The organism is Neobacillus sp. D3-1R (assembly GCF_052180215.1).
GTDB lineage: Bacteria > Bacillota > Bacilli > Bacillales > Cytobacillaceae > Pseudoneobacillus.
Genome location: NZ_CP197471.1, coordinates 4,593,738 through 4,614,842 on the forward strand (window position 1 = coordinate 4,593,738; position 21,105 = coordinate 4,614,842).

General features: G+C 39.5%; 25 protein-coding genes and 1 other annotated feature (1 of these 26 cut by a window edge). All 25 genes read left to right on the top strand.

Annotated elements, in window-relative coordinates:
- Positions 1 to 20, top strand: a sequence feature (ribosomal protein L10 leader region); it begins 127 nt to the left of the window's first position.
- A 34-nt stretch (positions 21 to 54) separates the two neighbouring features.
- The 25 genes from rplJ to ACSBPO_RS23240 all read left to right on the top strand — a co-directional run bounded on the left by rplJ (position 55) and on the right by ACSBPO_RS23240 (position 21,105).
- Positions 55 to 555, top strand: a complete 501-nt coding sequence (gene rplJ / locus ACSBPO_RS23120) for a 50S ribosomal protein L10 (RefSeq protein ID WP_442597464.1) — start codon at positions 55 to 57, stop codon at positions 553 to 555.
- Positions 556 to 610: 55 nt separating this feature from the next.
- Entirely contained in the window at positions 611 to 970 is a 360-nt protein-coding gene (gene rplL, locus ACSBPO_RS23125) for a 50S ribosomal protein L7/L12 (RefSeq protein ID WP_442597466.1), read from the top strand.
- Between the two features lie 124 nt (positions 971 to 1,094).
- Positions 1,095 to 1,697 carry a class I SAM-dependent methyltransferase gene (locus tag ACSBPO_RS23130; protein ID WP_442597468.1) on the top strand — a complete coding sequence of 201 codons (603 nt, stop codon included), beginning with the start codon at positions 1,095 to 1,097 and terminating at the stop codon, positions 1,695 to 1,697.
- A 249-nt stretch (positions 1,698 to 1,946) separates the two neighbouring features.
- Positions 1,947 to 5,510, top strand: a complete 3,564-nt coding sequence (rpoB, locus tag ACSBPO_RS23135) for a DNA-directed RNA polymerase subunit beta (RefSeq protein WP_442597470.1) — start codon at positions 1,947 to 1,949, stop codon at positions 5,508 to 5,510.
- Between the two features lie 114 nt (positions 5,511 to 5,624).
- On the top strand, positions 5,625 to 9,224 hold the full coding sequence (rpoC, locus tag ACSBPO_RS23140; RefSeq protein ID WP_442597472.1) for a DNA-directed RNA polymerase subunit beta': 3,600 nt from the start codon (positions 5,625 to 5,627) through the stop codon (positions 9,222 to 9,224).
- A 175-nt stretch (positions 9,225 to 9,399) separates the two neighbouring features.
- Positions 9,400 to 9,648 (top strand): 50S ribosomal protein L7ae-like protein, encoded by a 249-nt coding sequence (locus tag ACSBPO_RS23145; protein ID WP_442597474.1) that lies wholly within the window; start codon positions 9,400 to 9,402, stop codon positions 9,646 to 9,648.
- Between the two features lie 105 nt (positions 9,649 to 9,753).
- The gene (rpsL, locus tag ACSBPO_RS23150; RefSeq protein WP_230498259.1) at positions 9,754 to 10,176 is read left to right on the top strand and encodes a 30S ribosomal protein S12; all 423 of its coding nucleotides are present in this window, start codon (positions 9,754 to 9,756) and stop codon (positions 10,174 to 10,176) included.
- 48 nt (positions 10,177 to 10,224) lie between these two features.
- Positions 10,225 to 10,695, top strand: coding sequence for a 30S ribosomal protein S7 (gene rpsG / locus ACSBPO_RS23155; protein ID WP_442597476.1), 471 nt, complete (start codon positions 10,225 to 10,227; stop codon positions 10,693 to 10,695).
- Between the two features lie 50 nt (positions 10,696 to 10,745).
- A complete protein-coding gene (gene fusA / locus ACSBPO_RS23160) occupies positions 10,746 to 12,824 on the top strand; it encodes an elongation factor G (RefSeq protein ID WP_442597478.1) in 2,079 nt (692 codons plus the stop codon).
- Positions 12,825 to 12,944: 120 nt separating this feature from the next.
- Positions 12,945 to 14,132, top strand: a complete 1,188-nt coding sequence (gene tuf, locus ACSBPO_RS23165) for an elongation factor Tu (RefSeq protein WP_442597480.1) — start codon at positions 12,945 to 12,947, stop codon at positions 14,130 to 14,132.
- 409 nt (positions 14,133 to 14,541) lie between these two features.
- Positions 14,542 to 14,850: a 30S ribosomal protein S10 gene (gene rpsJ, locus ACSBPO_RS23170; RefSeq protein WP_009336571.1), complete on the top strand. Its 309-nt coding sequence runs from the start codon at positions 14,542 to 14,544 to the stop codon at positions 14,848 to 14,850.
- A 35-nt stretch (positions 14,851 to 14,885) separates the two neighbouring features.
- Positions 14,886 to 15,512 (top strand): 50S ribosomal protein L3, encoded by a 627-nt coding sequence (gene rplC / locus ACSBPO_RS23175; protein ID WP_442597482.1) that lies wholly within the window; start codon positions 14,886 to 14,888, stop codon positions 15,510 to 15,512.
- A 28-nt stretch (positions 15,513 to 15,540) separates the two neighbouring features.
- Positions 15,541 to 16,164, top strand: coding sequence for a 50S ribosomal protein L4 (rplD, locus tag ACSBPO_RS23180; RefSeq protein WP_442597484.1), 624 nt, complete (start codon positions 15,541 to 15,543; stop codon positions 16,162 to 16,164).
- Positions 16,164 to 16,448, top strand: a complete 285-nt coding sequence (rplW, locus tag ACSBPO_RS23185) for a 50S ribosomal protein L23 (protein ID WP_442597486.1) — start codon at positions 16,164 to 16,166, stop codon at positions 16,446 to 16,448. The genes rplD and rplW overlap by 1 nt, the downstream gene beginning before the upstream one ends.
- A gap of 30 nt (positions 16,449 to 16,478) precedes the next feature.
- Complete coding sequence (rplB, locus tag ACSBPO_RS23190) at positions 16,479 to 17,309, top strand: 50S ribosomal protein L2 (RefSeq protein WP_442597488.1); 831 nt, start codon at positions 16,479 to 16,481, stop codon at positions 17,307 to 17,309.
- A gap of 60 nt (positions 17,310 to 17,369) precedes the next feature.
- Positions 17,370 to 17,648 (top strand): 30S ribosomal protein S19, encoded by a 279-nt coding sequence (rpsS, locus tag ACSBPO_RS23195; RefSeq protein WP_442597490.1) that lies wholly within the window; start codon positions 17,370 to 17,372, stop codon positions 17,646 to 17,648.
- Between the two features lie 17 nt (positions 17,649 to 17,665).
- Positions 17,666 to 18,007: a 50S ribosomal protein L22 gene (rplV, locus tag ACSBPO_RS23200; protein WP_009336582.1), complete on the top strand. Its 342-nt coding sequence runs from the start codon at positions 17,666 to 17,668 to the stop codon at positions 18,005 to 18,007.
- Between the two features lie 3 nt (positions 18,008 to 18,010).
- Positions 18,011 to 18,667, top strand: a complete 657-nt coding sequence (rpsC, locus tag ACSBPO_RS23205) for a 30S ribosomal protein S3 (protein WP_442597492.1) — start codon at positions 18,011 to 18,013, stop codon at positions 18,665 to 18,667.
- A gap of 1 nt (position 18,668) precedes the next feature.
- Entirely contained in the window at positions 18,669 to 19,103 is a 435-nt protein-coding gene (gene rplP / locus ACSBPO_RS23210; RefSeq protein ID WP_442597494.1) for a 50S ribosomal protein L16, read from the top strand.
- A complete protein-coding gene (rpmC, locus tag ACSBPO_RS23215; RefSeq protein WP_230498271.1) occupies positions 19,093 to 19,296 on the top strand; it encodes a 50S ribosomal protein L29 in 204 nt (67 codons plus the stop codon). Before rplP ends, rpmC begins: the two co-directional genes overlap by 11 nt.
- 18 nt (positions 19,297 to 19,314) lie before the next feature.
- On the top strand, positions 19,315 to 19,578 hold the full coding sequence (gene rpsQ, locus ACSBPO_RS23220; RefSeq protein WP_309856954.1) for a 30S ribosomal protein S17: 264 nt from the start codon (positions 19,315 to 19,317) through the stop codon (positions 19,576 to 19,578).
- A gap of 39 nt (positions 19,579 to 19,617) precedes the next feature.
- Positions 19,618 to 19,986: a 50S ribosomal protein L14 gene (gene rplN / locus ACSBPO_RS23225; protein ID WP_442597496.1), complete on the top strand. Its 369-nt coding sequence runs from the start codon at positions 19,618 to 19,620 to the stop codon at positions 19,984 to 19,986.
- 31 nt (positions 19,987 to 20,017) lie between these two features.
- Entirely contained in the window at positions 20,018 to 20,329 is a 312-nt protein-coding gene (rplX, locus tag ACSBPO_RS23230; protein WP_442597498.1) for a 50S ribosomal protein L24, read from the top strand.
- Between the two features lie 25 nt (positions 20,330 to 20,354).
- Positions 20,355 to 20,894, top strand: coding sequence for a 50S ribosomal protein L5 (rplE, locus tag ACSBPO_RS23235; RefSeq protein WP_442597500.1), 540 nt, complete (start codon positions 20,355 to 20,357; stop codon positions 20,892 to 20,894).
- Positions 20,895 to 20,919: 25 nt separating this feature from the next.
- Complete coding sequence (locus ACSBPO_RS23240; protein WP_230498276.1) at positions 20,920 to 21,105, top strand: type Z 30S ribosomal protein S14; 186 nt, start codon at positions 20,920 to 20,922, stop codon at positions 21,103 to 21,105.

Consider the following 21,105-nt stretch of genomic DNA (forward strand, 5'->3'; position numbering starts at 1 on the left):
GGAGGTTTTTATATGCTCGGTATGAATGTAGTGAAACTACAGGAGGTGTTATAGATGAGCAGCGCTATCGAAACTAAAAAACAAATCGTAGACGAAATTGCTGAAAAGCTAAAAAACAGTAAATCAACAATCGTTGTTGACTACCGCGGATTAACAGTTGGACAAGTTACTGAACTTCGTAAACAACTGCGCGAAGCTGGGATCGATTTCAAGGTTTACAAAAATTCAATGACTCGTCGTGCAGCAGAAGCTGCTGGGTTAGCTGGGTTAAATGAGGCTTTAACAGGCCCTAACGCTATCGCATTCTCTAATGAAGATGTAGTAGCACCTGCGAAAATCCTAAACGATTTCGCGAAAAAGAACGAAGCACTAGAACTAAAAGCTGGTGTAATCGAAGGAAACATTGCGACTGTTGAAGAAGTGAAAGCTCTTGCTGAACTTCCATCTCGTGAAGGTTTACTTTCTATGTTACTCAGCGTTCTTCAAGCTCCTATCCGCAACCTTGCACTTGTTGCAAAAGCGGTGGCAGATCAAAAAGAAGAACAAGGCGCGTAAGTTAACATTATTGGTTTTACCATATTAAAACAAAATTTAAGGAGGAAAACTTATCATGACTAAAGAACAAATCATTGAAGCAGTTAAAAATATGACTGTTTTAGAATTAAACGATCTAGTAAAAGCAATCGAAGAAGAATTCGGCGTAACTGCTGCTGCTCCTGTAGCAATGGGTGGCGTAGCTGTTGCAGCTGTTGAAGAAAAGACTGACTTTGACGTAATCCTAGCTAGCGCTGGTGACCAAAAAATCAAAGTTATCAAAGTTGTACGTGAAATCACTGGTCTTGGACTTAAAGAAGCAAAAGACCTTGTTGACAACACTCCAAAGCCACTTAAAGAAGGCGCTTCTAAAGAAGAAGCTGAAGAAATCAAAGCTAAACTTGAAGAAGTTGGAGCTAACGTTGAAGTTAAGTAATCCAATTATGAAAAAGCTCGCTTAATAGCGAGCTTTTTTCCTCTGTATTTCTTTTTGAAGAATGACCGTGTTTTTGTATTTTAACCTCATTACTCTTCTATTACACCTTCGGAGGTGGCAGGAAATGACTGAACATTATTATTCCAAAGAACAAAAAGTTGAAAGCGATCCTATACATTTTGATTTTAAGTTGCGAAACCATTCTTTCCGTTTTAGAACAGATAATGGTGTTTTTTCAAAAAAAGAAATTGATTTTGGATCAAGACTTTTGGTAGAGTTCTTTCGCTTTCCAACTATAGAGGGAGATATCTTAGATGTTGGTTGTGGCTATGGTCCGATAGGTCTTTCTATTGCTAAAGATGCCGGTGCTAGGAAAATACATATGATAGATGTAAATGAAAGAGCACTTTCGTTAGCGAAAGAAAATGCACAGCTTAATCAAATCTCCAACGTATCTATCTATGAAAGTTATTGTTTGGATGCTGTTGAAGAAGGCGTGAAATTTGCAGCCATTCTTACAAACCCGCCTATCCGAGCAGGGAAAAAAGTAGTTCATCAAATTTTGCGTCAAAGCTATGATTATTTAACAACAGATGGAGAGTTATGGGTTGTGATTCAAAAAAAGCAGGGGGCTCCGTCAGCTGTGGAGTTGCTAGAAGGTTTATTCAACGAAGTTGAGGTAGTGGAAAAGAAAAAAGGTTATTTTATTATTAAGGCAACAAAATAATTGACGTAAGAATACCCCTATGTTAATATTATAAAATGCCAACAAAGTATATTCTGGATAATTACTAAATTAAACATTCTTTGTATAATTTTGGTTTTTATCGGGAATGCTAATAAAATAATAGTGTAAATGTGAAAATGTGGTTTTTTAGCTTAAAAACCCTTTTTCTTTTTGTCTTATGGATACGAAAAATTTCGTGGCTATAAGAATTTTATAGAATTATAACGCTTGATTTGAGGGGTGAATCAGTTGACAGGACAACTAGTTCAATATGGACGACACCGCCAACGGAGAAGTTATGCGCGAATCAGTGAAGTTTTAGAATTACCAAATTTGATTGAAATTCAAACCTCTTCCTATCAATGGTTTCTTGATGAGGGTTTGCGTGAAATGTTCCAGGATATTTCACCAATTGAAGACTTTACTGGTAACCTATCGCTTGAGTTTATTGATTACAGTCTTGGCGAACCAAAATATTCCGTTGAGGAATCTAAAGAACGAGATGTCACATATTCAGCACCATTGCGTGTGAAAGTGCGTCTTATCAACAAGGAAACTGGAGAAGTAAAAGATCAAGATGTTTTCATGGGAGATTTCCCATTGATGACTGAAACTGGTACATTCGTGATCAATGGAGCTGAACGTGTTATCGTTTCTCAGCTTGTTCGTTCACCGAGTGTTTATTTCAGTGGAAAAGTTGATAAAAATGGTAAAAAAGGATTTACCGCTACGGTTATTCCTAATCGTGGTGCATGGCTTGAATATGAGACAGATGCGAAAGATGTAGTATATGTTCGAATCGATCGTACTCGGAAACTACCCGTTACGGTTCTTTTGCGTGCTCTCGGGTTCGGCTCTGATCAAGAAATCATCGATTTGATTGGAGATAATGAATATCTTCGAAACACATTAGAAAAAGACAACACAGAAAGTACCGATAAAGCACTATTAGAAATCTATGAGCGTCTTCGTCCAGGTGAACCACCTACTGTTGAAAATGCGAAAAGCTTATTAATTTCAAGATTTTTTGATGCTAAACGTTATGATTTAGCAAGTGTTGGTCGTTATAAAATTAATAAAAAGCTTCATATAAAGAATCGTCTCTTCAACCAACGAGTGGCAGAAACTCTTGTTGATCCAGAAACAGGCGAAATTATCGTTGAAAAGGGTACTGTTTTAGATAGACGTACACTTGATAAAATTCTTCCATATTTAGAAAACAACCATGTTGGTTATAAATCTTCTCAGCCAGTTGGAGGAGTGGTGGAAGAAGCAATCACATTACAATCTATCAAAATTTATGCTCCTTATGATGATAATGAGAAGGTCATTAATGTTATTGGTAATGCCTATGTCGAAGAGCCGGTGAAAAATATTACACCTGCTGATATCATGGCTTCCATTAGTTATTTCTTCAATTTATTACATTCAGTAGGAGATACAGATGATATTGACCATTTAGGAAATCGTCGTCTGCGTTCCGTTGGTGAACTATTACAAAACCAATTCCGTATCGGTTTATCCCGTATGGAACGTGTTGTAAGGGAAAGAATGTCTATTCAAGATACTGCTACTATTACTCCGCAGCAGTTGATTAACATTCGTCCGGTAATAGCATCTATTAAAGAATTCTTTGGTAGCTCTCAGTTATCACAGTTCATGGATCAAACGAATCCGTTAGCGGAATTAACACATAAGCGTCGTTTATCAGCGTTAGGACCTGGGGGATTAACACGTGAACGTGCTGGATTTGAAGTGCGTGACGTTCACTATTCTCACTATGGTCGTATGTGTCCGATTGAGACTCCAGAGGGACCAAACATTGGATTAATTAACTCATTGTCATCATATGCAAAGGTAAACCGCTTTGGGTTTATTGAAACACCATACCGCAGAGTTGATCCTGAAACAGGTAAGGTAACATCTCGAATTGATTATTTAACAGCTGATGAACAGGATAACTATGTGGTTGCACAGGCGAATTCACGTCTAGGTGAAGATGGTTCATTCCTTGATGAAGATATCGTTGCTCGTTTCAGAGATGAAAACGTAGTAGTAAATCGTGAACGAATCGACTATATGGACGTTTCACCGAAGCAGGTTGTATCTGCAGCGACTGCTTGTATTCCTTTCTTAGAAAATGATGACTCAAACCGTGCCCTAATGGGAGCGAACATGCAGCGTCAAGCAGTTCCGTTAATGCAGCCAGAAGCACCGCGAGTTGGAACAGGAATGGAATACGTTTCTGGTAAAGATTCTGGTGCAGCTGTTATCTGTAAACATGACGGTATTGTAGAACATGTTGAATCTCGTGAAGTTTGGGTACGTCGTGTGAAAGAAATCGATGGTCAAGAAGTAAAAGGTGACCTTGATAAATATCGTATGCTTAAATTTATTCGTTCCAACCAAGGTACTTGCTATAATCAAAGACCAATTGTTGCTGTTGGTAACCGCGTAACAAAGGGTGAAATTTTAGCAGATGGACCTTCAATGGAATTAGGTGAATTAGCTTTAGGGCGTAACGTTCTAGTTGCCTTCTTAAACTGGGATGGCTATAACTATGAAGATGCCATCATTATGAGTGAAAGATTAGTGAAGGACGATGTTTATACATCCATTCACATTGAAGAATATGAGTCAGAGTCTCGTGATACAAAGCTTGGACCTGAAGAAATCACTCGTGATATTCCGAATGTTGGGGAAGATGCATTACGCAACCTAGACGAGCGTGGAATTATCCGAGTCGGTGCAGAAGTAAAAGACGGAGATTTACTTGTTGGTAAAGTTACACCTAAAGGAGTAACGGAGTTAACAGCTGAAGAAAGACTTTTACATGCAATCTTTGGTGAAAAAGCGCGTGAAGTTCGTGACACATCTCTTCGTGTGCCAAATGGCGGCGGCGGTATTGTTCTTGATGTTAAAGTCTTCAACCGTGAAGATGGAGACGAATTACCACCAGGTGTAAACCAATTAGTACGTGCATATATCGTTCAAAAGCGTAAAATCTCTGAAGGGGATAAAATGGCTGGACGACATGGTAATAAAGGGGTTATTTCTCGTATCTTACCAGAAGAAGATATGCCGTACCTTCCAGATGGAACACCAGTAGACATCATGCTTAACCCATTAGGAGTTCCTTCCCGTATGAATATCGGTCAGGTACTTGAGTTACATCTTGGTATGGCTGCTCGTTATCTTGGTATTCACGTTGCATCACCAGTATTTGATGGTGCTCGTGAGGAAGATGTATGGTCAACGATTGAAGAAGCAGGAATGGCACGAGATGCTAAAACTGTTCTATATGATGGACGTACTGGAGAACCATTTGATAACCGTGTTTCTGTTGGTGTCATGTATATGATTAAACTAGCTCATATGGTTGATGATAAACTTCATGCTCGTTCTACAGGACCTTATTCACTTGTTACCCAACAGCCACTTGGTGGTAAAGCACAGTTTGGTGGACAACGTTTCGGAGAGATGGAGGTATGGGCACTTGAAGCATATGGTGCTGCTTATACATTACAAGAAATCTTAACTGTAAAATCCGATGATGTTGTTGGTCGTGTGAAAACATATGAAGCGATTGTTAAAGGTGAAAATGTTCCTGAACCAGGAGTTCCTGAATCATTCAAGGTGTTAATTAAAGAACTTCAAAGTTTAGGAATGGATGTTAAAATTCTTTCCGGTGATGATGAAGAAATTGAAATGAGAGATTTAGAGGATGAAGAAGAAATTCAACAAGCAGAATCCTTTACAATCGCTCCAGAGCCAGAGAATCAAGAAGTAGAAACTGTAAGCATTAAAGACTAAATCCTCTTTCATTTAATGGGTAGTAAATCACAAGTTATGGATACGATTCTTGTGATTTACTCCTGTTAAATAGCAATTAGGGTAAAACCTGTAGATCGAAAGGGAGGTAGACCCTTGATAGACGTTAATAATTTTGAATATATGAAGATTGGTCTGGCTTCACCTGATAAAATCCGTTCTTGGTCATTTGGTGAAGTAAAGAAACCAGAAACGATAAATTATCGTACATTAAAGCCAGAAAAAGATGGTTTATTCTGTGAAAGAATTTTTGGTCCAACTAAGGACTGGGAATGTCATTGTGGTAAATATAAGCGTGTTCGTTATAAAGGTGTAGTTTGTGATCGATGTGGAGTAGAGGTAACTCGTGCGAAGGTCCGTCGTGAAAGAATGGGGCATATTGAGTTAGCTGCACCGGTATCACATATTTGGTATTTCAAAGGTATCCCAAGTCGTATGGGTCTAGTTTTAGATATGTCACCACGTGCTTTAGAAGAAGTTATTTACTTTGCTTCTTATGTGGTTACAGATACGGGTGAGACACCACTTGAGAAAAAACAACTATTATCTGAAAAAGAATACCGTGCTTATAAAGATAAATTCGGCAATAAATTCCAAGCATCAATGGGTGCTGAAGCAATTAAAAAGCTTTTAACAGATATCGATCTTGAAAAAGAAGTAAATATCTTAAAAGAAGAATTAAAGACTGCACAAGGTCAACGTAGAACACGTGCTATTAAACGTCTTGAAGTTTTAGAAGCTTTCCGTAATTCAGGAAATGAGCCTTCTTGGATGATCTTAGACGTTCTACCAGTTATTCCACCTGAACTACGTCCGATGGTTCAATTAGATGGTGGACGTTTTGCCACATCTGACTTAAACGATCTATATCGTCGTGTTATTAATCGTAACAATCGATTAAAGCGTCTATTAGACTTAGGAGCACCAAGCATCATCGTTCAAAACGAGAAGCGTATGCTTCAAGAAGCTGTAGATGCATTAATTGACAATGGACGTCGTGGCAGACCTGTTACGGGCCCTGGTAACCGTCCATTAAAATCACTGTCTCACATGTTAAAAGGTAAACAAGGACGTTTCCGTCAAAACCTTTTAGGTAAACGTGTTGACTATTCAGGACGTTCCGTTATCGTCGTTGGTCCAAACTTAAAAATGTATCAATGTGGTCTTCCGAAAGAAATGGCGTTAGAGCTATTCAAACCATTTGTCATGAAAGAGCTTGTTGAAAAAGGTTTAGCACATAATATCAAATCTGCTAAACGTAAGATTGAACGAGTTCAACCAGATGTTTGGGATGTACTGGAAGACGTAATTAAAGAACACCCAGTTCTTTTAAACCGTGCCCCAACTCTTCACAGACTTGGTATCCAAGCATTCGAACCAACTCTTGTAGAAGGTCGCGCAATTCGATTGCATCCATTAGTATGTACAGCTTATAACGCTGACTTTGATGGAGACCAAATGGCGGTTCACGTACCACTATCAGCTGAGGCCCAGGCAGAAGCTAGATTACTTATGCTTGCAGCTCAAAATATCTTAAATCCAAAAGATGGTAAACCAGTTGTTACTCCTTCTCAGGATATGGTATTGGGTAACTATTACCTAACACTTGAAAGAGAAAACGCAGTGGGCGAAGGAATGATCTTTAAGGATACAAACGAGGCTTTAATTGCGTATCAAAATGGATATGCTCATTTGCATACACGTGTAGCAGTTCACGCTGGTTCACTTAATAATGAAACATTTACAGATGAACAAAACAACAAGTTGTTATTAACGACTGTAGGTAAGTTGATTTTCAACGAAATCTTGCCTAAGTCATTCCCGTACATTAACGAACCTACACAAAATAACTTAGAAGTAGAAACACCTGCTAAGTATTTTGTGGAAAAAGGTGCAGACGTAAGAGCTCTTATTAAGGAAATGCCTTTAGTGGATCCATTTAAAAAGAAAATCCTTGGAAATATCATTGCCGAAGTATTTAAACGTTTTAAAATTACGGAAACGTCTAAAATGCTTGACCGTATGAAGGATTTAGGATTTAAGTTTTCTTCTAAAGCAGGTATTACTGTAGGGGTAGCTGATATCGTCGTACTTAGAGAAAAAGAAGAAATTCTAAAAGATGCACAAACAAAAGTAGATAATGTTCAAAAGCAATTCCGCCGTGGTCTTATCACAGAGGATGAGCGTTATGATCGTGTTATCTCTATCTGGAGTCAAGCGAAGGACGTTATTCAAGGTAAACTGATGAAGTCCTTAAGCAAGACAAATCCTATCTTTATGATGAGTGATTCTGGAGCCCGTGGTAACGCATCTAACTTTACACAGCTTGCAGGTATGCGTGGTCTGATGGCCAACCCGGCTGGACGAATTATTGAATTACCGATTAAATCAAGTTTCCGAGAAGGATTAACTGTACTTGAATACTTCATTTCCACACATGGTGCTCGTAAGGGTCTTGCCGATACAGCTTTAAAAACAGCTGACTCAGGTTACCTAACAAGACGTCTAGTTGATGTTGCTCAGGATGTTATCGTTCGTGATGATGATTGTGGAACAGATCGTGGATTGTTAGTGAGTGCATTAAGAGATGGAACGGAAATTATTGAACCATTAGAAGAGCGTTTAATTGGCAGATATGCAAGAAAACCGATTAAACATCCAGAAACGAAGCAGGTATTAGTTGAAGAAAATGATTTGATTACAGAAGATATAGCAAAAGAAATCGTAAATGCTGGAATTGAAACAGTTAATATCCGTTCAGCATTCACTTGTAATACAAGACACGGTGTGTGTAAAAAATGTTATGGTCGCAACCTAGCAACTGGTCAGGAAGTTGAAGTAGGTGAGGCAGTAGGTATTATTGCTGCACAATCTATTGGTGAGCCAGGTACACAGTTAACGATGCGTACATTCCATACAGGTGGGGTAGCAGGAGACGATATCACACAAGGTTTACCACGTATCCAAGAATTATTCGAAGCTCGTAACCCGAAAGGTCAAGCGGTTATTTCAGAGCTTAATGGGGTTGTTGTTGGTATAAATGAGGGCCGTGATCGTCAACACGAGATTGTTGTTCAAGGTGAACTTGAATCTAGAACCTATACAGCACCTTATACAGCGCGCCTAAAGGTAGCTATTAACGATAATGTACTTCGAGGACAAGAGCTAACAGAAGGTTCTATCGATCCGAAAGAACTTCTAAGAGTTAAAGATGTTGGCACCGTTCAAGAATATTTATTGCGTGAGGTTCAAAAGGTTTACCGTATGCAAGGGGTAGAAATCGGGGATAAGCACGTGGAAGTAATGGTACGCCAAATGCTTCGTAAAGTACGTGTTATTGATGCAGGTGAAACGGATGTTTTACCAGGATCATTACTTGATATTCACCAATTTACAGACGCTAACGAAAAAGCGCTGCTTGAAGGAAATCTTCCTGCAACATGCCGTCCTGTATTACTTGGTATTACGAAAGCTTCACTTGAAACAGATTCCTTCTTATCTGCTGCATCATTCCAAGAAACAACTCGTGTTCTTACAGACGCAGCAATTAAAGGAAAACGTGATGAATTATTAGGTCTAAAAGAAAATGTAATTATTGGTAAGCTTGTACCAGCTGGAACAGGAATGCAACGTTATCGTAAAACAGAATCATTCCTTAAAGGTGAAATACAAGAAGAACCTTTAATGGTTGAATAAAAAACATACGGTACTTGTGGGGTTCCACAAGTACCGTATTATGAATTTTAGTTATTGATAGTATTTTCGTTTCACGCAATTGTTAAAAAACATTAAATATAGTTGACAATGTTTATTACAAGTGATAATATAGCAAAGGTGTTCCTATTCACCTGTTACTTTGGAGGATATCCTAATGTCTTATGAAAAAGTAATTCAGGCAAAAGAAATAATCGTAGGATCAAAGCAAACTGTTAAAGCGCTAAAAGAAGGAAAAGTAAAATATTTAGTAGTTGCAGATGATGCTGACCATAAGGTAACAGCAAAAGTACTACAGCTTGCTAAAGAAATACAAGTACCAATCTTACATGCTGATTCAATGAAAAAGCTAGGCAAAGCTTGTGGAATTGAAGTAGCTGCTGCAACGGTTGCCATACTTTCTTAAAAACTGTTTTTGTGGATCGATTGTATCTTCAAGAACTTTGTTTTTTGCTTTAAAATGAACCACCTGGATGTGTGGGCTTAACAAAAATTGAAGGGAGGAAAAAACATGCCTACAATTAATCAATTAGTGCGCAAGCCTCGTAAATCTATCGAGGAAAAGTCAAAATCTCCTGCGCTTAATAAAGGTTATAACAGCTTTAGAAAATCTCAAACAAACTTATCTTCACCTCAAAAACGTGGTGTATGTACACGTGTTGGTACAATGACACCAAAGAAACCGAACTCCGCATTACGTAAATATGCACGTGTTCGTTTAACTAACGGTATCGAGGTAACAGCATACATTCCTGGGATTGGTCATAACTTACAAGAACACAGCGTTGTATTAATCCGCGGTGGACGTGTAAAAGACTTACCAGGGGTACGTTATCACATTGTTCGTGGAGCACTTGACACAGCTGGTGTTAACAACCGTATGCAAGGTCGTTCTAAATATGGAACTAAGAGACCAAAAGCACCAAAAAAATAATAAACTAAAAATTAAATTGAAATAGCAACATCGAAAGGAGGAAACAACATGCCACGTAAAGGTCCTGTAGCAAAAAGAGACGTTTTACCAGATCCGCTTTATAACTCTAAGTTAGTTACTCGTCTAATCAATAAAATGATGGTAGATGGTAAAAGAGGAAAATCTCAAGCAATTCTTTATGCAGCATTTGATATTATTCGTGAGCGCACTGGCAAAGAACCTATGGAAGTATTTGACCAAGCTCTAAAGAATATCATGCCAGTTTTAGAAGTAAGAGCTCGCCGTGTAGGTGGAGCAAACTACCAAGTACCAGTAGAGGTGCGTCCAGATCGTCGTACAACTCTTGGTCTTCGTTGGTTAGTAAATTATTCTCGCAATCGCGGTGAAAAAACGATGGAAGAGCGTTTAGCTCATGAAATCTTAGATGCAGCTAACAATTCTGGTGCATCTGTTAAGAAGCGTGAAGATACTCACAAAATGGCTGAAGCAAACAAAGCGTTTGCTCACTATCGTTGGTAATTTAACCTTCAAACTAAAACTATCCTTATATTAGGAAGGAGAAAGACCCAATGGCAAGAGAGTTCTCCTTAGAAAACACTCGTAATATCGGTATCATGGCTCACATTGATGCTGGTAAAACTACAACAACTGAGCGTGTACTTTATTACACTGGTAAAATCCACAAAATTGGAGAAACACATGAAGGTGCTTCCCAAATGGACTGGATGGAGCAGGAACAAGAGCGCGGAATTACAATCACTTCCGCTGCTACAACTGCTCAATGGAAAGGCCATCGCGTTAACATCATCGACACTCCAGGACACGTAGACTTCACAATCGAAGTTGAACGTTCTTTACGTGTACTTGATGGTGCGGTTGCTGTACTTGATGCACAATCTGGTGTTGAGCCTCAAACTGAGACTGTTTGGCGCCAAGCAACAACTTACGGTGTACCTCGTGTAGTTTTCGTTAACAAAATGGATAAAATCGGTGCAGATTTCTTGTATTCTGTGAAAACAATTCACGATCGTTTACAAGCTAATGCTCACCCAATACAGTTACCGATTGGTGCTGAAGATCAGTTCGAAGCTATCATTGACTTAGTAGAAATGAAAGCTACTTTCTACGCTAATGACTTAGGAACTGATATTGAAGTTCGTGATATTCCTGCTGAGTATTTGGATCAAGCTCAAGAATGGCGCGAAAAATTAGTTGAAGCTGTTGCAGAATTAGATGAAGAATTAATGGAAAAGTACCTTGGCGGTGAAGAAATCACTGTTGAAGAGCTAAAAGCTGGTATTCGTAAAGGTACGACAAACGTTGAATTCTACCCAGTAATCTGTGGATCAGCATTCAAAAACAAAGGTGTTCAATTAATGCTTGATGCAGTAATCGACTATCTTCCATCTCCATTAGATGTACCTGCTATTAAAGGTATTCTACCGGATACAGATGAAGAAGTTGAACGTCATTCTAGTGATGAAGAGCCATTCTCTGCTCTTGCATTTAAAGTTATGACTGACCCTTATGTTGGTAAATTAACATTCTTCCGTGTTTACTCTGGTACTTTAGAGTCTGGATCATATGTTCAAAACTCTACTAAAGGAAAGCGTGAACGTGTAGGACGTATTCTACAAATGCATGCAAATAGCCGTCAAGAAATCTCTAAGGTTTATGCTGGTGATATCGCTGCTGCTGTAGGACTAAAAGATACAACTACTGGTGACACTCTTTGTGATGACAAAAATCTTGTTATCCTTGAGTCAATGGTATTCCCTGAGCCAGTAATTCAGCTTTCAGTTGAACCGAAATCAAAAGCAGACCAAGACAAAATGTCTACTGCATTACAAAAACTTCAAGAAGAAGATCCTTCTTTCCGTGCACATACTGACCAGGAAACTGGACAAACAATCATCGCTGGTATGGGTGAGCTTCACTTAGATATCATTGTTGATCGTATGCGTCGTGAATTCAAGGTAGAAGCTAACGTTGGTGCTCCACAGGTAGCATACCGTGAAACATTCCGTGCTTCAGCTTCTGTAGAAGGTAAGTTTGCACGTCAATCAGGTGGACGTGGTCAATACGGACACGTTTGGATCGAATTCGCTCCAAATGATGAAGGTAAAGGCTTCGAATTCGTTAACGGTATCGTAGGTGGGGTTGTTCCTCGTGAATACATCCCTGCAGTTCAAGCTGGTCTTGAAGATGCACTTGATCGCGGTGTGTTAGCTGGATATCCGCTTGTTGATATTAAAGCTAGATTATTTGATGGATCTTACCATGATGTTGACTCCTCTGAAATGGCGTTTAAGATCGCTGCTTCAATGGCACTTAAGAATGCTGCATCTAAGTGTAGCCCTGTTATCTTAGAGCCTGTTATGAGAGTTGAAGTAATCATCCCTGAAGAATATCTAGGGGATATCATGGGACAAATCACTTCACGTCGTGGACGCGTTGAAGGTATGGACGCTCGTGGTAACGCACAAGTAGTTCGTGCAATGGTTCCACTATCAGAAATGTTTGGTTATGCTACTTCTCTTCGTTCAAGTACACAAGGTCGTGGAGTATTCTCTATGCACTTTGACCACTACGAAGAAGTACCAAAATCAATTTCTGAAGAAATCATCAAAAAAAATAAAGGTGAATAATTGATTTTCACCTGACAATAAAGTATAACTACTATGTAAGCTGGATTAAGGAAAAGGGACAACCCTTTTTCTTACTTCCATATATATACTTAAACTTAAAATTATGAGGAGGATTTCCTAATGGGTAAAGCTAAATTCGATCGCTCAAAGCCACACGTAAATATCGGAACAATCGGTCACGTTGACCATGGTAAAACTACTTTAACAGCTGCAATCACTTCTTTCCTTGCTAAGTCAGGTAAAGCAGAAGCACGTGCATACGACCAAATTGACGGTGCACCAGAAGAAAGAGAACGTGGTATCACAATCTCTACTGCACACGTTGAGTATGAAACTGACCTTCGTCACTATGCACACGTTGACTGCCCAGGACATGCTGACTATGTTAAGAACATGATCACTGGTGCTGCACAAATGGACGGCGGTATCTTAGTTGTTTCTGCAACTGATGGCCCAATGCCACAAACTCGTGAGCACATTCTTCTATCTCGTCAAGTAGGTGTACCTTACCTTGTTGTATTCATGAACAAGTGTGACATGGTTGACGACGAAGAACTTCTTGAATTAGTAGAAATGGAAATCCGTGACCTACTTTCTGAATATGAATTCCCTGGCGATGACACTCCAGTTATCAAAGGTTCTGCTCTTAAAGCATTAGAGGGAGACCCTGTTTGGGAAGAAAAAATCACTGAACTTATGGATGCAGTTGATAGCTATATCCCAACACCAGCTCGTGATACTGAAAAGCCATTCATGATGCCAGTTGAGGATGTATTCTCAATCACTGGTCGTGGAACTGTTGCTACTGGACGCGTTGAGCGTGGAGTAGTTAAAGTTGGTGACGTAGTTGAAATCGTTGGTTTCACTGAAGAACCAAAATCTACTACTGTTACAGGTGTAGAAATGTTCCGTAAGCTTCTTGATTATGCAGAAGCTGGAGACAACATCGGTGCTCTTCTTCGTGGGGTTGCTCGTGAAGATATCGAACGTGGACAAGTTTTAGCTAAGCCAAAGTCAATTACTCCACACACTAAGTTCAAAGCTGAAGTTTACGTTTTATCAAAAGAAGAAGGTGGACGTCATACTCCATTCTTCACAAACTACCGCCCACAATTCTATTTCCGTACTTCTGATATCACTGGTATTTGTATGTTACCAGAAGGCGTTGAAATGGTTATGCCTGGTGACAACATTGAAATGTCAGTTGAACTAATCGCTCCAATCGCGATCGAAGAAGGAACTAAGTTCTCTATTCGTGAAGGTGGACGTACAGTAGGCGCTGGCGTTGTTGCTTCAATCCAAGAATAATAATTAATAATCAAAAGCAGATGGGACGCCATCTGCTTTTTTCTATATAGTAGATGGAATATAAACTCATTTTTTGACGAGTTTCTTCTATTATATAAATACATCTATTTAATCAAATAATAAAACATCGAGATGAATGAAATTGTCTTAATTTTTCGCGATTCCAACTTGCACTTGTAATTTAGGATATCAGTCGTTATAATATAAAAAGTGTGCAAGACATAAAGTAAAGGTTACAACATAATAAATGTTGCATTTGTTTTATGTTTTATGTATAATAGACAATGTTGGTCTTTGACTGCGATGATGTGGAAGGTTGCTGACACACCCGGCCGCTTTGCCATGGCGGTGTGTGGGAAATTTTCACTGAGAATGTCTATAGTAAAATAGGCGAAAAGGAGGGAAAGTAATGGCAAAACAAAAAATTCGTATCCGTTTAAAGGCGTATGATCATAGAATTCTTGATCAATCTGCTGAGAAAATTGTTGAAACTGCTAAGCGTTCTGGTGCGGCTGTATCTGGTCCGATCCCATTACCAACAGAAAAGTCAATTTATACAATTCTACGTGCGGTGCATAAGTATAAGGATTCTCGTGAGCAATTCGAAATGAGAACTCATAAGCGTCTAATTGACATTGTGAATCCAACACCACAAACGGTTGATTCATTAATGCGTTTAGATTTACCATCTGGTGTCGATATCGAAATTAAACTTTAATGAAAAAATGAGATAAAATATAGGAGGTGTGACTAATGACCAAAGGAATCTTAGGTAGAAAAATTGGTATGACTCAAGTGTTCGCTGAAAACGGCAATCTTATTCCTGTAACTGTAATTGAAGCTGCTGATAACGTTGTTCTTCAAAAGAAGACAGTTGAAGCTGACGGATATGCATCTGTACAAGTAGGATTTGAAACGAAACGTGAAAAAGTTTCTAACAAACCTGAAAAAGGACATGTTGCTAAGGCAAACACTGCTCCTAAGCGCTTCGTACGCGAATTTCGCGGTGAGGGTTTAGCTGCATATGAGGTTGGTCAGGAAGTCAAAGTTGATATTTTCGCAGAAGGCGAAATAGTAGATGTACAAGGTGTTTCTAAAGGGAAAGGTTTCCAAGGTGTAATTAAACGCCACGGACAATCTCGCGGACCAATGGCTCACGGTTCTCGTTACCATCGCCGTCCAGGTTCAATGGGACCTGTTGCTCCAAACCGCGTTTTCAAAGGTAAAAAATTAGCAGGACGCATGGGTGGAGAACTTGTTACTGTACAAAACCTTGAAATTGTAAAAGTTGACGTTGAACGTAACTTATTATTAGTTAAAGGTAATGTTCCTGGACCTAGAAAAGCTTTACTAAAAATCAAAGGTGCAGTAAAAGCATAATAGTTTTTAAGAAAGGAGGCAAAACAGAATGCCGAAAGTAGCATTATTCAACCAAACTGGCAGTCAAGTTGGTGAAATTGAATTAAATGATTCCGTATTTGGTATCGCGCCTAATAACCATGTTCTTTTCGAAGCGGTTGTTATGCAAAGAGCATCATTACGTCAAGGAAATCATAAAGTAAAAAACCGTTCTGAAGTACGCGGTGGTGGTCGTAAACCGTGGAAACAAAAAGGAACAGGTCGTGCTCGTCAAGGTTCGATTCGTTCTCCGCAATGGCGTGGAGGTGGAATCGTATTCGGTCCAGTACCACGTAGCTATAGCTACAAATTACCGAAGAAGGTACGCCGTTTAGCTATTAAATCTGCTCTTTCTTCAAAGGTATTAGAAGAAAACATTTTAGTACTAGAAAGCCTTGCTTTCGAAACTCCTAAAACAAAAGAATTCGCAAGCGTATTAAAAGGACTTTCTGTAGAAAAGAAAGCTTTAATCGTTACTGCGGATCTTGAAGAGAATGTTGCTCTATCTGCTCGTAACATCCCTGGTGTTACAGTTGTAACTGCAACAGGCATTAATGTTTTAGATGTTTTAAATCATGATAAATTAATCATGACGAAAGCAGCGGTCGAAAAAGTAGAGGAGGTGCTTGCATAATGGATGCACGCGATATCATTAAGCGCCCCGTTATTACTGAACGCTCAACTGATTTAATGACTGAAAAGAAATATACGTTTGAAGTTGATGTGAAAGCTAACAAAACTCAAGTTAAAGATGCTGTTGAAGTGATCTTTGGAGTAGATGTTGAGAAAGTAAACATCATGAACTATAAAGGTAAGTTCAAGCGTATGGGTAAATTCGGCGGATATACAAATAAGCGTCGTAAGGCTATTGTTAAATTAACTGCTGATAGCAAAGAAATCGAATTTTTCGAAGCATAAATCATTCAATAAGAAGAGGAGGGAAATAGCATGGCGATTAAAAAGTACAAACCTACCTCCAATGGTCGTCGCGGTATGACAGTTTCTGATTTCGCAGAAATCACAACTAGCACACCAGAAAAATCTTTATTAGCTCCATTAAAGAAAAAAGCTGGCCGCAATAACCAAGGTAAGTTAACCGTTCGTCATCAAGGTGGCGGTCATAAGCGTCAATATCGTATCATCGACTTTAAGCGTGATAAAGATGGCATTCCAGGACGCGTTGCCACAATTGAGTATGATCCAAACCGTTCTGCAAACATTGCATTAATTAACTATGTTGATGGAGAAAAGCGTTACATCCTAGCTCCTAAAAACTTAGAAGTTGGAATGGAAATTATGTCTGGTCCTGAGGCTGACATTAAGGTAGGTAACACTCTTCCATTAGCAAACATCCCAATGGGTACTGTAGTTCACAATATCGAGTTAAAGCCTGGTAAAGGTGGACAATTAGTACGTTCTGCTGGTACATCTGCACAAGTACTTGGTAGAGAAGATAAATATGTTATTGTGCGTTTGAATTCTGGTGAAGTTCGTATGATTTTAGCTACTTGCCGCGCTACTGTAGGTCAAGTTGGTAATGAACAACACGAACTAATCAACATTGGTAAAGCAGGTCGTTCTCGTTGGTTAGGTAAGCGCCCAACTGTACGTGGATCTGTAATGAACCCTAACGACCATCCACACGGTGGTGGGGAAGGACGTTCACCAATTGGACGTAAGTCTCCAATGTCTCCATGGGGTAAACCAACTCTTGGATTCAAAACACGTAAGAAAAAGAATAAATCCGACAAGTTTATCGTACGTCGTCGTAAAAAATAACGGGATTGTACTACGGTTCGTACATAGAACCGTAGAGCAGTCACGAAGGGAGGTTCTATCATGGGTCGCAGTTTGAAAAAAGGACCATTTGTTGATGACCATTTAATGGTTAAGATCGAAAAGTTAAATGAAACTGAGAGCAAGCAAGTTGTAAAAACTTGGTCTCGCCGTTCTACGATCTTCCCACAATTTATCGGCCATACTATCGCGGTTTATGATGGTCGTAAACATGTGCCTGTATATGTAACAGAAGACATGGTAGGTCACAAGCTTGGAGAATTCGCTCCATCTCGTACTTACAAAGGCCATGGCAATGATGACAAGAAAACAAGACGTTAATGAGAGGAGGCATTTTCATGCAAGCTAAAGCTGTTGCAAGAACAGTTCGTATTGCTCCTCGTAAAGCTCGTTTAGTGGTTGATTTAATTCGAGGAAAGCAAGTTGGTGAAGCAGTGGCGATCTTAAACTTAACGCCTAAAGCAGCTTCTCCAATCGTGGAAAAAGTATTAAAATCCGCACTAGCAAACGCTGAGCACAACTATGAAATGGATGTAAACAACTTAGTGGTTGCTCAAGCTTTCGTTGACGAAGGACCAACTCTTAAGAGATTCCGTCCTCGCGCAATGGGCCGTGCTAGCCAAATTAACAAACGCACAAGCCATATTACTATCGTTTTATCAGAAAAGAAGGAGGGATAAGCTGTGGGTCAAAAAGTAAATCCTGTCGGTTTGCGTATCGGGATCATCCGTGACTGGGAATCCAAGTGGTACGCTGGCAAAGACTATGCTACTCTTTTGCATGAAGACCTTAAAGTTCGTGAATACATCACAAAGCGTTTGAAAGATGCTTCAGTTTCCAAAGTTGAAATTGAGCGTGCTGCGAACCGTGTAAATGTAACTATTCACACAGCGAAGCCAGGTATGGTAATCGGTAAAGGTGGTACTGAAGTCGAAGCACTTCGTAAAGCTCTTAACGAACTTACTGGCAAGCGTGTACACATTAACATCCTTGAAATCAAAAAAGCGGATATGGATGCACTTTTAGTTGCTGAAAATATCGCTCGTCAATTAGAAAATCGTGTATCTTTCCGTCGTGCACAAAAACAAGTTATCCAACGTGCAATGCGTGCTGGTGCGAAAGGTATTAAAACAATGGTATCTGGTCGTCTAGGCGGAGCAGATATTGCTCGCTCAGAAAGCTATAGCGAGGGAACAGTTCCACTTCATACTCTTCGTGCAGATATCGATTATGCACATGCTGAAGCAGATACTACTTACGGTAAACTTGGCGTTAAAGTATGGATTTATCGTGGAGAGGTCCTTCCTACTAAGAAGAAAACTGAGGAAGGAGGCAACTAATATGTTATTACCAAAACGCGTAAAATATCGTCGTCCACATCGCGGAAACATGCGTGGTCAATCAAAAGGCGGTACTGAAGTAACATTCGGTGAATTCGGTCTTCAAGCTTTAGAAGCTTCTTGGATCACAAACCGTCAGATTGAAGCAGCGCGTATTGCGATGACTCGTTACATGAAACGTGGAGGAAAAGTTTGGATTAAAATTTTCCCACACAAATCATATACAGCAAAGCCTCTAGAAGTACGTATGGGATCCGGTAAAGGGGCTCCAGAAGGATGGGTAGCAGTAGTTAAGCCTGGAAGAATCATGTTCGAGGTTGCGGGTGTATCTGAAGAGATCGCACGTGAAGCATTGCGCCTAGCAGCACACAAACTTCCTATTAAATGTAAGTTTGTAAAACGTGAAGAAATTGGTGGTGAATCAAATGAGAGCTAATGAAATTAAAGAACTTACCACTGCCGAAATTGAACAAAAAGTTAAGTCATTAAAAGAAGAGCTTTTCAACCTTCGCTTTCAATTGGCGACTGGACAACTTGAAAATACAGCTCGCATTCGTGAAGTGCGCAAAGCGATTGCTCGCATGAAAACTGTGATTCGTGAAAGAGAAATCGGCGTTAACAATCGATAATTGGGAGGAGGTTCGCAAATGAGTGAACGCAACCAACGCAAAGTTTACACTGGACGCGTTGTTTCTGACAAAATGGATAAAACTGTTACCGTTCTTGTAGAAACATACAAAAAGCATCCTCTTTACGGTAAACGCGTAAAGTACTCTAAAAAGTTTAAAGCTCATGATGAGCAAAACCAAGCTAAAACTGGCGATGTTGTACGTATTATGGAAACTCGTCCACTTTCAGCTACAAAACGCTTCCGTTTAGTAGAAGTAGTAGAAAAAGCAGTTATTATTTAATTGTTCGGATAAGCTTCAATCCGAAGGGAGGTTACACGGATGATCCAACAAGAAACTCGTTTAAAAGTTGCTGACAATTCTGGTGCTCGTGAAGTACTTACTATTAAAGTCTTAGGTGGTTCTGGTCGTAAAACGGCTAACATCGGAGACGTTATCGTTTGTACAGTGAAACAAGCAACACCAGGTGGCGTTGTTAAAAAAGGTGATGTTGTTAAAGCGGTTATTGTACGTACTAAAACTGGTGCGCGTCGAAAAGATGGTTCATACATTAAATTCGATGAAAACGCATGTGTAATTATTAAAGATGATAAGAGCCCTCGTGGAACTCGTATCTTCGGACCAGTTGCACGTGAACTGCGTGAAAACAACTTTATGAAAATCGTATCATTAGCTCCAGAAGTACTATAATAATATTTATGCCTTTAAGGAGGTGCGCAAGATGCATGTAAAAAAAGGTGACAAAGTTATGGTCATCTCCGGTAAGGATAAAGGCAAAACAGGAGTGATCCTAGAAGCCTATCCTAAACAAAGCCGTGTACTCGTAGAAGGTGTTAACGTTGTGAAAAAGCATTCAAAACCTTCTCAAGCTAATCCGCAAGGCGGAATTATTAGCCAAGAGGCACCTGTCCATGTATCAAACGTTATGCCGATCGATCCTAAGTCTGGTAACCCAACTCGTGTCGGTTACACAACGGTTGATGGTAAGAAAGTACGCGTTGCAAAAAAATCCGGTGAAGTACTAGATAAATAGTCAATAAAGAAGGGAGGTACGATGGATGAACCGCCTAAAAGAAAAATTTGTAAAAGAAATTACTCCTGCTCTAATGAGCAAGTTTAACTATAAGTCAGTTATGCAAGTGCCACAACTTGACAAAATCGTAATTAACATGGGTGTTGGTGATGCAGTTGCAAATGCAAAAGCATTAGACGTAGCTGTTGAAGAATTAGCTACTATTACTGGTCAAAAACCAGTTGTAACTCGTGCTAAGAAATCAATTGCTGGTTTCCGTTTACGTGAAGGTATGCCTATCGGTGCGAAAGTAACTCTTCGTGGCGAACGCATGTATGAGTTCCTAGATAAATTAGTATCTGTTTCTCTACCTCGTGTACGTGACTTCCGTGGTATTTCTAAAAAAGCATTCGACGGACGTGGGAACTACACTTTAGGTGTAAAAGAGCAATTAATCTTCCCTGAAATTGATTACGATAAAGTAAGCAAGGTACGTGGTATGGATATCGTTATCGTTACTACTGCTAACACTGATGAAGAGGCTCGTGAATTACTAACTCAAATCGGAATGCCATTCCAAAAGTAATCGCTAAATAGAGGGAGGCGAAAACGTGGCTAAAAAGTCAATGATTGTGAAACAAAAGCGCACACAAAAATTTAAAGTACAAGAGTACACACGTTGCGAACGTTGCGGACGTCCACATTCTGTATATCGTAAATTTAAGCTTTGCCGTATTTGTTTCCGTGAATTAGCATACAAAGGACAAATTCCTGGTGTCAAAAAAGCAAGCTGGTAA